Here is a 15,623-nt window from a genome sequence, read left to right as displayed (position 1 = left end):
GAGTTAATTCTAAAAACGTAGAACAATGCAATTATCAAAATCTGAAGAACAACTAATGCAATACTTATGGAAACGCAATAAAGCTTTCATGAAAGATTTATTAGATGATTTTCCTACGCCAAAACCTGCAACTACAACTGTTGCTACTTTGTTAAAGCGCATGAACGACAAAGGTTTTATTGATTACAAACTCTACGGAAAATCGAGAGAATATTTTCCGTTGGTAAAAAAAGCGGATTATTTTTCGAAGCACGTAAACGGATTAATTAAAAACTTTTTTAATGATTCTGCTCCGCAATTTGCATCGTTTTTTACTTCTGAAACGAATTTATCAAAAGAGGATTTAGAAGAATTGAAGAAAATTATTGACAAACAAATCGATAAAAAAAAGTAAGATGATCGCCTATATCATAAAATCAACAATCTGTTTAGTATTGCTTTTAGCATTCTATCATTTTGTTTTAGAGAAAGAAAAAATGCATCGATTCAATCGTTTTTATTTATTAGGTGCTATTGTATTTTCATTCATCGTTCCTAGTTTTATAATTACAGTTGCACCTGCAGAATTTGTTGAACCAATACTACATCAACAAGAAAATGTGTTACAATTTCAATCAGAATTAACAACAACTCAAATTACTCAAGAAGTTGATTATACCAATTATATTATCGGATTGTATTGCATCATCAGTTTGGTTTTATTATTTCTCCTGACAAAAAAAATATATCAACTTTTAGAACAAACAAAGAGAAATAAAAAAGTCAGTTATTATTCTGCAACAGTTGTGTTGCTTAGAGAAAAAATTATTCCATATACATTTCTACATTATATATTTATCAATAAAAAGAAGTATAAAACGAATGCCGTTGAACAGCAAATTTTAACGCACGAGTTAACGCATGTGCAACAAAAACATTCTTTAGATGTACTTTTTATAGAAGTTTTACAAATCCTATTTTGGTTCAATCCAATCTTTAGATATTACAAAAAAGCAATCCAGTTAAATCACGAATTTTTAGCGGATGATGCTGTACTAAAATCACATAAAAACATTGCTGAATATCAATATGTATTATTAAATACAACTGCTCAGCAAAACAATATTTACTTGGCCAGTAATTTAAATTATTCACTCACAAAAAAACGATTACTTATGATGACAACACCGAGTTCTAAAACAAAAATCCTGCTTAAAAAATTGATGGTTTTTCCATTAGTTGCAGGATTTGTTTTCGCCTTTGCTCAACGAGTTGAAGCAAAACAAACTAAAAATGAAAAACCACAAGTAGTTGTGGTAGAAACAGAGGAAAATGGCATTTCAGAAAAAGAAATGAACGAATATAAAGAATTAATGACGACTGCAAAAAGGTCAAAAATATTCATCTACAAGCAACTTAATAGAATGAAAGAGTTGTACAAAAGAATGTCTGTAAAACAACAAAATTCTGTTGAAGATGTTTATGAAATTGCTCCGCCGATGCCTCCAATTTCGCACAAGAAAAAAACACCTACAGAAGCACAATTTAATTCTTGGAAAAACAAAGAGAAATTTGCTTTATGGATTGATGGAAAAGTGGTTGATAATTCAGTTTTAAACAATTATAAGAATACTGATTTTCCTTATTTTCTTGGAAGTAGAGTTTACAAAAATGCAAGAAACGAACGTTTTCCACAAGAATATCAATTCAGTCTTTACACGCATTTATTTTTCAAAAAAATGAAAGAAAAAGAAGCTCAAGAAAATAAAAAAACTGTAACTATTCTTATTAAAGATGATGGAAATTTAATTGTTCAGAATCAAACAATTGCTCTTGATAATCTAGAAAAAACTTTAGACAAAATAGTAAAAGACGAAGCCTTAGTTATTATAAAAGGAGAAAGTGATAAAAGCACAATTCATCTTAACAAAGTAAAAAATGCGTTAAGAAAATATGGTCTTTATAAAATAAGTATCAATAACAAATTATTGCCTCCACCACCGCCAATGGATATTGTTTTCACCTATAAAAAATTGGCAAAAAGAATTCAATCTACTTCTAAAAATAGAAAAGCAAATGTGATTTATTTAAATGAATTGTATAACAAAATGACTGCTTCTCAAAAAAAGCAAGTGACAAAACCTTCTCGAGTTCTTCCGCCGCCTCCGCCAAAAACGAAAGAAAATGAAATAGCGGAAACTCCAGTAATTAATGAGAATTATGCAAGTTCAAATCAGTGGGTAGAAGTTGTAGAATTACTACAAAGTGCTCCAGGTAAAATTGATGGAAAAGCAATTCCACCTCCACCGTTATTAAAAAAGAACGCTACAAAAAAAGAAACTGAGCGTTATAATAAAGCGTTTACTTATTGGAAACAGAAAACGCAGAATCCTATAAAGGTAGAAAAGGCTACAAGAATTAAAACTATAATAAGTTATATGAAAAACCTTAATAAAAGAGGTGCAAAATTTACTTATAACGGCAAACCAATAACATTTAAAAAAGCAACAAAACTGGTTAAAGAGGAAAACATTCATAATTTATATTCTGTTGAGAATAAAGACAAAACATTCGAAGTCAATCTTTCTGACACACCTTTTGTAAACGAAAAAATAGAGTAATCAAAATTCCGAAAAAGCTTATTCTATTAAAATGAATTAAATTGAGTCGCTCAAATACTGAAACAAATTCAGTAAAATGAGCGGCTTTTTTTTGTAACATTTTTCTAAAAGTATCGTTCTAATTGTATACGAATGTCACTTCGAGTGGTTTTCAACTTTAGGAGAAAATTGTATCGAGAAGTTTTCAATGAGTTCTCGATACTAATTTTTTCGTTCCTCATAAATTCACTCGAACTGACAAAAGCTAGCTCTACTCTTTCTCAGACATTTTCTTTACGTAATCTGTAATAATTACAATCTGAGTTGGTCCAACTTTACCTTCAATATATTTCGCATTTTCTTTATCCAAAGAAATTCTACGCACTGCAGTTCCTTGTTTAGCAACCATGCTAGAACCTTTTACTTTTAAATCTTTTATCAACACCACAGAATCTCCGGCTTCTAAAATTGCTCCGTTTGCATCTCTATGAATTATTTTTTCGCTTTCATCTAAATGATCTCCAGATTCTTTTGCAAAACGCAAATCGTCATCTTCTAAATACATCATATCAAGTAAATCTTGTGGCCAACCTTCTTTTCTTAAACGCGACAATAGTCTCCAAGCAATAATTTTCACAGCTCTGTGTTCGCTCCACATAGAATCGTTTAAACAACGCCAATGATTTGCATCTGTATTTTCTGGATTCTCAATTTGATCAACACAAGTTTCACAAGCCAACAAACTTCCGTCAACACCACCAGTTGATGTTGGTTTTACTTCATAAATTGATAAATTCTCTTTTGATGCGCATAATTCACATTGATTTCCACTTCTGTTTTCTAAATCTTGTTGTAAGCTCATTTCTCTATTTTATTATGTTGTAAAAATACATTTTTTTAGAAGCTATTTCCTGCTTTCCGCTATATCTTTTTTACTTCTGTTCTCGATACACCACGCAAAAAAGCGTGGCACTCGAACTGACAGTAAAAAAGGATGCCGCTTCAATCAGGGCTAAACCTGTTTACTTACTTTTTGCTTTTATTTACTAACTGTTATTTTTTACGAAATGTAGTGAAATTCAGTTTTTAGATTTCTCCAGAAAGTAAAAACAACAAACCACTTTGAAACTTTGAAGCTCTGCAATTATAAAACCCCCAACGAAGTAAACTCAAATGAATCTCCATTAAACAAACCTTTATCGCTTAATTTTAAAGCTGGAATCACCAACAACGCCATAAAAGACAAACTCATATAAGGTGCTCGTAATGTACTTCCCTTTTGCTTTGCCATTTTATCTAATTCTGCATACGATTTTCCGATTTCTTCTGCTGATTTATCAGACATAATTCCTGCAACTGGCAACGGAACAACTTTTTCTTCTTTTGAAGTTACAGCACAAATTCCACCTTTATTTTTGATGATTAAATTCACCGCTTTGCAAATTGCTTCGTCCGAAACTCCAACCGCAATAATATTGTGAGAATCGTGTCCAACCGAACTTGCAATGGCACCTTCTTTAATTCCGAAATTTTTGATAAACGCAATAGAAGGTGCTGTATTTTGATATCGATTTACAACCGTCATTTTTAAAACGTCAGTTTCTGTATTAGAAACTAAATTCCCATCAACAATTAAAGAATTTGCTTCAATTTCGTTGGTTACCAATTCGCCATCCAAGGCTTCAATAACACGAATCTTTTTTGCGGATGATTGAAACTCAAAATCAGACACATTTTTAAAATCTGTATTAAAATTATTCAACACTTCAAAATCAACTGATTTCACAAATGATTTTCCGTTTTCAGCAACCAATACCCCATTGATATACGTTTCCAACACTTTAAATTTCTCTAAATTTTCAACAACAATAAAATCTGCATCATCTCCATTTTGCAACAAACCAACATCTAACTTATAATGTTTCACCGGATTTACACAAGCCACTTGCAATACTTTAAAAACATCCATTCCTTTTGCAATTGCAAGTTCACATAATTGATTGATATGACCAACTAACAAATCATCTGGATGTTTATCATCAGAACAAAATAGCATGTTTTCAAAATGCTCTGGTAATAAATCTATCAACGCTTCAAAGTTTTTGGCTGCAGAACCTTCTCTGATAATTACTTTCATTCCTTTTTGCAATTTCTCTTGCGCTTCATCAAACGTAAAACATTCGTGATCTGTAGAAATTCCTGCAGAAATATATTTCGTAACATCATCTCCACGTAAACCTGGTGCATGTCCATCAATAGGTTTATTATTGTTTTTTGCATGTTGAATTTTCGCTAACACTTCATCATCATCAAACAAAACGCCTGGATAATTCATCATTTCTGCCAAATATTTAATATCAGGATTTTCCATCATCAATTTAATATCTTCAGAATCAATAATTGCTCCGGCACTTTCAAATGAAGTTGCAGGCACACAACTTGGCGCACCAAAATTGAATTTCAACGGAACTTTCTTTCCGTTTTCAATCATAAATTCAACGCCTTTTACACCTAATACATTTGCTATTTCGTGTGGATCAGAAACCGTTGCAACGGTTCCGTGAACAACTGCAATTTTTGCAAATTCAGACGGAACCAACATTGAGCTTTCTATGTGAATATGTGCATCTACAAAACCAGGAAGAATGTAGTTTTCTATAGAATGATTCGTTTCTTTAATGGAAGCAATTTTTCCGTTTTCTACGGTTACTTCACCTTTAAAAATCCGTTTATTTTGGATGTCAACTATATTTCCTTGTACAATCATTTGGTTTGTGTTTCTATGACAAATTTACAAAGAAAATCAGCTAAAATCAGGTTATTGTAACGGATAAATTTTTACATCTTCTCCTAACCAACTTTGTAATTTAGTATACATTTTTTGTTGATCTTCTTTAGAGAAATCTTTAATTCTTGTTCCATGATGTCCTCCTTTTAACACCATTTTTAAAGCATCAACTGCTGGTTTAGGATTTGGAGCACAAGCTCCCCAAGGATCATTTCCTCCATAAATATATAAGAATTTATTTCCTTTATTTTCAACAAAATTTCTTACTTTTTTTATATAATTGGCATTATAAGTTAAATCAACATTTTCGGGCCCAAAAACAACTAAAGAAGACGTTTTTACATGTTGTAATAAGTCTTTAACGGGCTCTAAATCGTAACCATAATAACCTAATTCTGTCATGTGCTGATAAAATGACGGCAAGTAATTATAAATTCCTGCATCACTAAATAAATAAAAACCTGAAACCTGTTTTAAATACTTGAATAATTCTTTTGCCGTTGCATTCTCATTCGGAATATCACCACAATTACTTCCCCATTGCCAAAATGAAAAAGGAAATTCTAAAACAGCATGTTCCAGCGCTTCATCAATTGTCATTTTAGTAAAAGAGATCTTATTTTTTTCAGAATCAGCTTTTAATTCAGCCAAAACCGCAGTTCTGTTTTTTAAAACAGCTCTTTGAAATTTTTGAATACTTTCTCTACACTCTTTTGTTCCTACTGAATTTATTAAATCGGTTGTTCGATTATCTTGTTGCGTATTTATCAAAGGTGCAACATAAGGCACAGCAACATTGATATCATTTGGATATTTCGATTTGTAAATCATCACTGTCTCTCCTCCTTTGCTAATTCCAGTTGACAGCCATTTCTTTTTATAAATTTTTTTTAATTTGGTTACAATTGCATGATAATCGTCTGCTGCTGCATCGTTTTTTAAATATTGCCAATCGATTACTTTTGGTCTAGATTTTCCGTAAAAACGGTACTCAACCATTACTTGATTTGCTTTAAACATCTTACTCAATTCATACGTTTGATGTCTAGCATTATATCCTTCAGTGATTAAAACAGTTGGTTTGTTATAATCTGAATGAGAAACATAAATATGATGCTCAAAACTTCCTGCATCAGGATTTTTATGATCTAGCGGTTGTTGAATTGTCAATTCAAATGCATTTGAAAAATGATCATTTATGTTAATCGAATCAATTGTTGCTGTTGGGAATAATTCTTGTAAATGCTCTTTAAAAGTTACGTTTTCTAATGCTGATTTATGCTCTGAACAAGAAACAAACACAACACTTACAAATAGAAAAAACAATACTTTTTTTAATCCCTTCATTTTTATAGATTTCATTTTTTAAAATTAGAAGAAGTACTTCAATATAACTGATATTATTTTAACCAAGTGTTTGCTTATGTTATGATAAAGTAAGTTAGTATGCTATAATATCTTCGGATTTCCTTATTTTTAACCTATGGATAAAATCAAGCAAATAAGTAATGAATTCATAGAAAAAAACACCGCTTTTTTGGAGTTAATTTCTGAAATTAAAATCAATTTTTCTAACGATGAAGTGATTGTTCCGATGCGTCATCATCACGATTTTCCGAATCCGGAAGTCAATTCTGATTCTACTTTATTGCTGATGCCAGCTTGGAACCCAAGTAAAAATGCAGGTGTAAAAATTGTAACGGTAAGTCCAGAAAATGGACAGTTTAGTTTACCATCAATACAAGGAACTTATATTTATTTTGATGCCATAAAAGGCTCTATAAAAGCAATTTTAGAAGCAAAAAGCTTAACAGCAAAAAGAACCGCAGCAGCTTCTGCATTGGCATCTTCTTACTTATCGAGAGAAAACTCTAGTTCATTATTAATGATTGGAACTGGCGCTTTATCTAAAAATTTAATTCTTGCACACGCCGCAGTTCGTCCTATAAAAAAAGTGTTTGTTTGGGGACGAAATTTCGACAAAGCAACTGCGATTTGCAAAGCATTAGAAAATGAAAATTTTTCGATTACTCCCATAAAATCAATTGAAGATAAAATAAGTGAAGTTGATATTATTTCTTCTGCAACATTATCAAAAAATCCGTTAGTTTTAGGCAGCTATTTAAAAGCGGGTCAACATGTCGATTTAGTGGGCGCCTATAAAAAAGACATGCGAGAAGCTGATAACGAAGCAATCACAAAATCTGCTGTTTTTATCGATACTTTTCAAGGTGGATTAAAAGAAAGTGGCGATATTGTAATTCCGTTACAAAACGGAACTTTATCAGAAAAAGACATCAAGGCTGATTTGTTTCAATTGTGTTCAAATCAAAAAAAAGGAAGAAGTTCTAATGTAGAAATCACGCTTTTTAAATCTGTTGGTCATGCTTTAGAAGATTTGGCGGCTGCAAATTATTATTACAAGAAATTTACAAATGAGTAAAACTTATCAAAACATACTTTTAAAAACAGATTTTACACCTCACAAAAATTGGTTGCAAATCAAAACTATTGACATGCACACTGGCGGCGAACCGTTGCGTGTTATTGTTGATGGATTTCCGGAATTAAAAGGAAATTCTGTTTTAGAATACAGACGTTTTTGTAAAGAAAATTATGATGATTTAAGAACTGCTTTGTTATTTGAACCTCGTGGACATGCAGATATGTATGGTTGTATTTTGGTTCCGCCAAACGATGAAGATGGAGATTTCGGAATCATCTTTTTACATAATGAAGGGTATTCAACCATGTGCGGACATGCAATTATTGCAATTTCTACGTTAGCCATTGAAATGAATTGGATTGATGTAAAAGAAGGAGAAAATATTCTTAAAATTGATGCGCCGTGTGGCCGAATTACATCTTTTACAACAGTAAAAAATAGTCAAGTAATAGGAGTTCGTTTTCATTGTGTTCCTAGTTTTGTTGTTGCATTAGACAGAACTGTAGAAGTTGAAGAATTAGGAAATATTACCTATGATTTGGCTTATGGCGGCGCATTTTATGCCTATGTTGATATGGCAAAAAATAATTTTAATTTCGATTTAAGCACAGCTTCTTATCGTGCTTTAATTGCAAACGGAATGAAAATTAAAAATGCTGTGATGAAAGCTGATAAAGAAATTTTACATCCTTTTGAAAACGATTTAAGTTTTTTATACGGAACCATTTTTATAGACAACAACAAACAAGTTTCTGGAAACGACAGTAGAAATGTGTGCATTTTTGCTGAAGGCGAAGTTGATCGTTGTCCTACTGGTTCTGGAGTTTCTGGAAGAATGGCAATTCACAAAGCAAGAAAAGAAATTGATTTTGGAGAAACCATGACCATTGAAAGTATTACAAATTCTGTTTTTAAAGGCTCAATAGTTTCTGAAGAAAATTATGGCCCGTTTACAGCTGTAATTCCGCAAGTTGAAGGAACAGCTCATATCACAGGAATGCACACATTTGTAATTGACCCAAAAGATCCGATGAAAAACGGATTTATTTTGAGATAATATGATACATATTAAAATGAATACATTGAAAAAACTAATTTATCTTTTTACGATCCTTCTCTTTTTTAACTGTATAAAAGAAGAGCCAAAGAGCTATTTAAAATTTAGTGAAAAAGCTTTAAATTATCAAATAACTCCAACTGATAAATTTGACAAATCTGGATTGATGTTTTCAGATCAAGGTGCTTGGTTTGCCTATAGTTTCCCGAATCCAGAAAGTAAAATTTCAGGTTTTACTGGTCCATTTTTAATGACGCAGCAAAATGGAATTTGGAGTAGCGCTTCTTTAACCAATTTAGTGATTGAAAATAATTCATGGACTTCACACACAACATCAAGCTTTAATAGCCATTTAGAACAAACTTTTACTTCTGATAAATTAGAATTGAAACAAGAATTGGTCTTTGCTTCTGGACATACAGCAATCATAAAATCGACCATAAAGAATATAAGTAAATCAAATCAACAACTACAATATCATTTTAAAAACGAAAAAATATTAGCTGATGGATTGCAATTTTTGGCAAGTAACAATCAGCTTATTATTAATTCTTCAAAAACAAATGCTGTTGGACATATTATTTTTCCAAAAAATATCAATATAAAATCTACTGATAGCACTTATATTTCTGATAAAATGAGCATCGAATTAAAACCAAATGAAGTAAAAAATTTCACCATTTCTCAAACTTTTATTTTCAAAGAATATTCTTGGAATGATGAATTAAATTCAATTCAAAACACCACTTTTAAAACAGTTTTAAATGCGCGGAAAGCAGAAAAAAACACCCAACTAAAATCGTTAATTGAAAATAGAAAACCACAATTCTCAGAAGAAATCTATGCCGACGTATTGGCAAAAGCACATTTGACTTTGCAAAATAATTGGCGAATTCCAGCCGGAGAAATAAAACATGAAGGTTTATTTCCGAGTTATCATTACAAATGGTTCAACGGATTTTGGTCTTGGGATTCTTGGAAACATGCGGTAGGATTATCCTATTACAACACTGAACTAGCAAAAAAACAAATGAAATTGATGTTTGAATTTCAACTTGAAGATGGCTTTATTGTAGATTGTGTTTTTAGAGACACAACTATTGAAAAACACAATTATAGAGACACAAAACCTCCACTTTCAGTTTGGGCAGTTGCAAAAATTTACGAAAAAGACAAGGATTTAGAATTTGTAAAAGAAATATATCCCAAACTAAAATTATATCACGAATGGTGGTATAAAAAAAGAGATCACGACCAAGATGGATTGTGTGAATATGGATCAACAGATGGAAGTTTAATTGCGGCAAAATGGGAAAGCGGCATGGACAATGCCATTCGTTTTGACAATTCTAAAATTGTAAAAAACGGTGAAGGCGCGTATTCAATTGATCAAGAATCTGTAGATTTAAATGCATATCTTTTTGCAGAAAAAATATATTTAGCACAATTAGCGACTGTTTTACAAGAAAGTGAAGACGCTCAAAAATTCACAAACGAAGCAGCCGTTTTAAAAACTAAAATTCAATCACAATTTTATGATACAAATGACGGTTGGTTTTACGACACAACTTTAGACGGAAAAACATTTATCAAAGGAGAAGGAAGTGAAGGTTGGACAGCACTTTGGGCAAATGCTGCAACACAAGAACAAGCAGAAGCAGTAAAGCAAAAAATGATGAACCATAAAAAGTTCTATACCAAAGTTCCATTTCAAACCATGAGTGCAGATCATGAAAAATTTAATCCTTTAAAAGGATATTGGCGAGGACCAAACTGGCTAGACCAAGCGTATTTTGGTGTGAAAAGTTTACGAAATTACGGTTTCAACGAAGACGCAGATAAAGCTACAATTCAGATTTTAAAAGGCGCTGAAGGAGTTTTAGGAAAAGGAAAATCTATTAGAGAAAACTATCATCCGTTAACTGGAGAAGGTTTAAATGCACAAAATTTTAGTTGGAGCGCTGCACATATAATGATGTTATTACAAAAGGAATAAGTTCTAATTAAAAAACTACTATCAACTAAAGGGCAAAAAAACTTAACTATAATAAGTTAAGTCTTTTCATAAGTTCTGGTTTTTTAGACCTACTAACAGGAATTACTTCTCGTTTTATAAGGACGCTATTGTCTTCAATGTCTATAATTTTTTTAATATTAATCACATAAGATCGATGTACTTTTAAAAATAATGTATCAGGCAATTTTTCTTCTATTTTTTTTAAAGTTGAATGTACTGAGTAATTTTTATCATCCGTTTTTATTAAAATATAATCTCCTTTTGCTTGGATCACATTAATTGATGATAAATCAATTTTAATTAATCTACTATCAATATTCACATATAAATCTTTTGCTAAAACTTCTGATTTAGAGCTACTTGTTGTTGAATTATGTATTGGATAAGTAGAAGATCTTGCTTTTGAAACTGCTTTTAAGAATCTTGGTGTAGCAATTGGTTTTACTAAAAAATCAACAATACAATTATATTCAAAAGCTTCCATTGCGAAATCTTTTTCTGAAGTAGTAATGATAATATTTGGTGGGTTTTTTAAAGTTTGTATAAAATCAAAACCCGTAAAACCTGGCATATTAATATCTAAAAATATTAAATCTATGTCGTTTTTATTCAAATATTTTATGGCTTCTATAGCATTCGAAAATTCTTCAACTACATTTAAATCTTCTACATTTAAACACAATTGATTTAAAATCATTCTTGCAGTGCCTTCGTCATCTATTAAAATACAATTCATTTTTGGGGATTACTTATCGTTTAAAAAATCTGACATTTTTTGAATAATGGTTTGAAATTCTGTTTGCATAGCAGCATTTTTCTCTTTCAGAGCTTCTTCGTGCTTTTTTGCTAGAACACAACTTTTTTCAAGCCCTAAAATACTAATTTTATGCACAAGTTTATGTACTATTTCAGATGCTTTTATAAATTCTTTGATTTCTAAAAATTTTTTATACTCAGCAACTTCTAATTGGGTCTCTTCTTTAATCGTTTTTATAAGTAGAATTTGAAAAGCAATATCACCATTGGCAATTTCATGTACATAATCTAGGTTTGGTTTTTCGTTCACAAGCTTCCTTTTTTAAAGATTACTTTCAAAGTGTAAAATAAAATATTTTTCCTTTATCTAGAGCATTTTTAAGCCAAATCTCTCCTTTATATAAATCTACAATTATTTTAACGATGGATAAACCAATTTCTGTAGATTATTTATTTTCATCCATTCTTAAAAATAAAACATTGCTTCTGCTCCACGAATCGAAAAAAAGTATTAATAAAAGGTAAGATTTACTTATAAATATATTTATACTTTCAATAAAAGTAACATATTATAATTTTATTTTTATGGATTAATCTGAAGCAAGATTTTTATTATATTTATCAAACTAATAAAAATTTCTTTGGAGTATTTTCTATTCATAATTCAGTTTAAATTTTAATGTTTTAAACTATTTGGATATTTTTAAGATAATGACAATAGCTCTATTAAATTTTAAAGACACAAAATAGTCGCTTGGAAAAAATCTATAAGATAAAATCATCATCCATTTATAGAAGAAATTTTAGTTAGAGCGTTGCACATATAATAATGTTATTAGAAAAAAAATAAAAATGATTCATAAAAACTTATTTAAAAAAAGTATAAAACTAACGCTTAGCTTATTTTTTATCATAAACATAACAACAGCCCAAACTTTAGATCCAATTATTGAAAATCCAGCAGTTTTTGAAATTAATAAACTACCAGCAAGAGCAAGTTTTTTTGCATATGAAAATGAGTCATTAGCCAAACAAAATGACATTTCAAAATCTGAAAATCATCTTTCACTAAATGGAATTTGGAAATTTAATTGGGTAAGAGACCCTGAATTACGTCCGAAAGACTTTTACAAAAATGACTATTCTACTGAAAGCTGGAAAGACCTAAAAGTTCCATCTAATTGGGAAGTTGAAGGTTATGGCGTGCCAATTTATACAAACGTAATTTATCCTTTTGCTCCAAGAAACCCGAATCCGCCAGATATTCCGGATGGTTATAATCCTGTTGGTTCGTACAAACGGACTTTTAATTTGCCTGCAAGTTTTAGCGATAAAGAAATTGTTGTTCATTTTGGCGCAGTAAAATCGGCTTTTTACATTTGGGTAAATGGCGAAAAAGTTGGGTATAGCCAAGGTTCTAAACTTCCTGCTGAATTCAATCTTACCAAATTTGTTAAAAAAGGAACCAACACCATTGCTTTAGAAGTGTATCGTTGGAGTGATGGAAGTTATTTAGAAGATCAAGATTTTTGGCGATTTTCTGGTATTGAAAGAGATGTGTATTTATACGCAAAACCAAAAGTTTTTGTTGATGATTTTACAGTAAAAGCTGGATTGATAAATAACTATACTGATGGTGATTTTCATCTGGCTATTTCGTTAAAAAATGTGCAAAAATCAGCTGAAAAAAGTAGTATTTCTGTGAAAATTGTAAAAGATGGGAAAACTGTTTATCAATCAGAAAAAAACATCAACATCAATCCGAAGGAAAGCAAAACTCTTGATTTCTCAACCAAAATAAGCCAAGTTTTACCTTGGACAGCAGAAACTCCGAATTTATATGAGCTACACATCACTCATAAAAACAATTCCGAAATAGTAAAAGAAGCAATTGTTAGAAAAATTGGTTTTAGAACTTCTGAAGTTAAAAATGGTCGTTATGTGTTAAACGGAAAACCTATTTTATTTAAAGGTGTAAACAGACATGAAACCGATCCTATAACGGGTCATGTAATTTCTAAAGAAAGCATGTTGCGCGATATTAAAATTTTTAAAGAATACAATATCAACGCCGTTAGAACAAGCCATTATCCGAATGATCCCTATTGGTATGAACTCTGTGATGAATACGGAATTTATGTGATTGATGAAGCCAATATAGAATCGCACGGAATGGGTTATAATTTAGAACGTACTTTAGGAAATAATCCGAAGTGGTTGAATGCGCATTTAAGCAGAACGCAACGCATGATTGCTCGTGATAAAAACCATCCATCAATTCTTATTTGGTCTTTAGGAAATGAAGCCGGAAACGGATATAATTTTTACAAAACCTATTTGTTAGCCAAAGAAATGGACAATACAAGACCTGTGCAATATGAACGTGCAGGATTGCAATGGAATACTGATTTGTATGTACCGATGTATCTTACACCAGCAAATGTTGAAAAATATGCGAAAGATAACACCAAAAATATTTCGCTAATTCAGTGTGAATACGCTCACGCAATGGGAAATAGTATGGGCGGATTTAAAGAATATTGGGATTTATATGAAAAATACGACAAGCTTCAAGGCGGATTTATTTGGGATTTTGTAGATCAAGGTTTAAAAACGATTAAAAACGGAAAAGAAATTTATGCCTATGGTGGCGATTTTGGTCCGAAAGATGTTCCGAGTGATAACAATTTTCTGAACAATGGTTTGGTGCAACCCGATAGAAAACCAAATCCGCATATTTATGAAGTGAAACACATTCAGCAGAATATTAAATTTTACGAAAATGATTTATCAAAAGGAATCATCAATATTAAAAATTGGTATTTTTATAGAGATGTATCGAACTACACATTTTCTTGGAACATAATTGCAGATGGAAAAGTTGTAGAAAAAGGAAATTTAAAAAACGTTGCTGTTTTACCACAAGAAACCAAAGCATTTACAATTCCTTTTAAAACAAAATTGAAAGAAAATACTGAATACTTTTTAAACATCAATGCTACTTTAAAAACTAACGAACCTTTATTATCAAAAGGTTTTGAAGTTGCTTACGAGCAATTTCAACTCACAACAAAAGAAGTTCAAAAAACTAAAAAAGCAACCAGAAAAATAAGCTTTACAGATAATGATAAAGAAGTTATTGTTAACGGACGTAATTTTAAAATCACTTTTAACAAAGAAAAAGGGCAGTTAACTTCTTATAATTATAGAGGAAAAAATATCATTAAAAAAGCGGCAGATGTTAACTTTTGGAGAGCACCAAGTGATAATGATTTCGGAGCAAGAACACAAGTAAAGTTTAGAGCATGGAAAGATGTTGCCACAAAATTTAAAGTTGCAACAACAATTCAGCAAGAAAATAACAATTCGCTTACGATTAATACAAAAAGAATCTTTTTTGATGGTGATGCAGAGTATATTCAAACGTATACAATTGATGGAAATGGCACTATAAAAATCACCAATGATTTTAAGGCAATAAAAGGTGAACATAGCAATATTTACAAATTCGGAAACGAATTGATATTACCAGAAACTTATAAAACTATAGAATGGTACGGAAAAGGGCCGTTTGAATCGTATTTAGACCGACAACATGCTGCTAAAATTGGATTATTTAAACAAACAATTGATGAGCAATATTTCCCATACATAAGACCACAATTAACAGGAAATAAAATGGGTGTTCGTTGGGCGAAAATCCAACAAAAAAATGGTATCGGAATTTATATTATTGGAGAAAAACCACTAAATGTTTCCGCGTTACATTTTAGCACGGAAGATTTAGATTCTGGAATTAAAAAAACACAAAAACACGCAGGAGAAATCACACCACGTAAAGAAGTATATTTAAATATAGACGGATTTAGTTCAGGATTAGGAAGCATTAATAGTTGGGGTTATTTACCTTTAGAACAATACAGATTACCTTATAAATCTTACAATTATTCGTATTGGATTATCCCAATTAAAAAATAACA

11 protein-coding genes are annotated in these 15,623 nt (G+C 30.9%); 6 read left to right on the top strand and 5 right to left on the bottom strand.

Going from position 1 to position 15,623, the window contains the following annotated elements:
* The first annotated feature begins 25 nt into the window (after positions 1-25).
* Positions 26-394 (top strand): BlaI/MecI/CopY family transcriptional regulator, encoded by a 369-nt coding sequence (locus ABDX67_RS11055; protein WP_301399624.1) that lies wholly within the window; start codon positions 26-28, stop codon positions 392-394.
* Between the two features lies 1 nt (position 395).
* Positions 396-2,600, top strand: a complete 2,205-nt coding sequence (locus ABDX67_RS11050; protein ID WP_347175092.1) for a M56 family metallopeptidase — start codon at positions 396-398, stop codon at positions 2,598-2,600.
* Positions 2,601-2,850: 250 nt separating this feature from the next.
* On the opposite strand, the gene ABDX67_RS11045 is transcribed toward ABDX67_RS11050, so the two are convergent.
* The 3 genes from ABDX67_RS11045 to ABDX67_RS11035 all read right to left on the bottom strand — a co-directional run bounded on the left by ABDX67_RS11045 (position 2,851) and on the right by ABDX67_RS11035 (position 6,729).
* Entirely contained in the window at positions 2,851-3,441 is a 591-nt protein-coding gene (locus tag ABDX67_RS11045; RefSeq protein ID WP_347175091.1) for a PhnA domain-containing protein, read from the bottom strand.
* 282 nt (positions 3,442-3,723) lie between these two features.
* Positions 3,724-5,346, bottom strand: coding sequence for an adenine deaminase (gene ade, locus ABDX67_RS11040; protein ID WP_347175090.1), 1,623 nt, complete (start codon positions 5,344-5,346; stop codon positions 3,724-3,726).
* A 51-nt stretch (positions 5,347-5,397) separates the two neighbouring features.
* Positions 5,398-6,729 (bottom strand): S28 family serine protease, encoded by a 1,332-nt coding sequence (locus ABDX67_RS11035; protein WP_347175089.1) that lies wholly within the window; start codon positions 6,727-6,729, stop codon positions 5,398-5,400.
* 121 nt (positions 6,730-6,850) lie between these two features.
* Here ABDX67_RS11035 and lhpI point away from each other — a divergent pair, with 121 nt between their 5' ends.
* The 3 genes from lhpI to ABDX67_RS11020 are packed head-to-tail and all read left to right on the top strand — an operon-like array spanning position 6,851 to position 10,866.
* Positions 6,851-7,810: a bifunctional Delta(1)-pyrroline-2-carboxylate/Delta(1)-piperideine-2-carboxylate reductase gene (gene lhpI, locus ABDX67_RS11030; RefSeq protein ID WP_347175088.1), complete on the top strand. Its 960-nt coding sequence runs from the start codon at positions 6,851-6,853 to the stop codon at positions 7,808-7,810.
* Entirely contained in the window at positions 7,803-8,870 is a 1,068-nt protein-coding gene (locus ABDX67_RS11025) for a proline racemase family protein (RefSeq protein ID WP_347175087.1), read from the top strand. Before lhpI ends, ABDX67_RS11025 begins: the two co-directional genes overlap by 8 nt.
* A gap of 16 nt (positions 8,871-8,886) precedes the next feature.
* A complete protein-coding gene (locus ABDX67_RS11020) occupies positions 8,887-10,866 on the top strand; it encodes an MGH1-like glycoside hydrolase domain-containing protein (protein WP_430438131.1) in 1,980 nt (659 codons plus the stop codon).
* Positions 10,867-10,912: 46 nt separating this feature from the next.
* Here ABDX67_RS11020 and ABDX67_RS11015 read toward each other — a convergent pair whose 3' ends face one another.
* Together ABDX67_RS11015 and ABDX67_RS11010 are read right to left on the bottom strand one after the other, a co-directional pair.
* A complete protein-coding gene (locus ABDX67_RS11015; protein ID WP_347175085.1) occupies positions 10,913-11,623 on the bottom strand; it encodes a LytR/AlgR family response regulator transcription factor in 711 nt (236 codons plus the stop codon).
* A 9-nt stretch (positions 11,624-11,632) separates the two neighbouring features.
* The gene (locus ABDX67_RS11010) at positions 11,633-11,953 is read right to left on the bottom strand and encodes an Hpt domain-containing protein (protein WP_347175084.1); all 321 of its coding nucleotides are present in this window, start codon (positions 11,951-11,953) and stop codon (positions 11,633-11,635) included.
* Positions 11,954-12,495: 542 nt separating this feature from the next.
* Between ABDX67_RS11010 and lacZ the strand changes: the two genes are divergently transcribed.
* Positions 12,496-15,621 (top strand): beta-galactosidase, LacZ type, encoded by a 3,126-nt coding sequence (lacZ, locus tag ABDX67_RS11005; protein ID WP_347175083.1) that lies wholly within the window; start codon positions 12,496-12,498, stop codon positions 15,619-15,621.
* Positions 15,622-15,623: the final 2 nt, after the last annotated feature.

The organism is Polaribacter uvawellassae (assembly GCF_039748955.1).
Lineage (GTDB): Bacteria > Bacteroidota > Bacteroidia > Flavobacteriales > Flavobacteriaceae > Polaribacter > Polaribacter uvawellassae.
Note: the sequence above shows the minus strand (reverse complement) of the source record. Positions and strands in the feature narration are given on the sequence as shown.

Bases quoted from the DNA above. Each gene is read 5' to 3' on its own strand.
- ABDX67_RS11045 (WP_347175091.1), bottom strand. From the start codon at position 3,441: ATGAGCTTACAACAAGATTTAGAAAACAGAAGTGGAAATCAATGTGAA.
- ABDX67_RS11020 (WP_430438131.1), top strand. From the start codon at position 8,887: ATGAATACATTGAAAAAACTAATTTATCTTTTTACGATCCTTCTCTTT.
- ABDX67_RS11025 (WP_347175087.1), top strand. From the start codon at position 7,803: ATGAGTAAAACTTATCAAAACATACTTTTAAAAACAGATTTTACACCT.
- ade (WP_347175090.1), bottom strand. From the start codon at position 5,346: ATGATTGTACAAGGAAATATAGTTGACATCCAAAATAAACGGATTTTT.
- lhpI (WP_347175088.1), top strand. From the start codon at position 6,851: ATGGATAAAATCAAGCAAATAAGTAATGAATTCATAGAAAAAAACACC.
- ABDX67_RS11055 (WP_301399624.1), top strand. From the start codon at position 26: ATGCAATTATCAAAATCTGAAGAACAACTAATGCAATACTTATGGAAA.
- lacZ (WP_347175083.1), top strand. From the start codon at position 12,496: ATGATTCATAAAAACTTATTTAAAAAAAGTATAAAACTAACGCTTAGC.
- ABDX67_RS11035 (WP_347175089.1), bottom strand. From the start codon at position 6,729: ATGAAATCTATAAAAATGAAGGGATTAAAAAAAGTATTGTTTTTTCTA.
- ABDX67_RS11050 (WP_347175092.1), top strand. From the start codon at position 396: ATGATCGCCTATATCATAAAATCAACAATCTGTTTAGTATTGCTTTTA.
- ABDX67_RS11015 (WP_347175085.1), bottom strand. From the start codon at position 11,623: ATGAATTGTATTTTAATAGATGACGAAGGCACTGCAAGAATGATTTTA.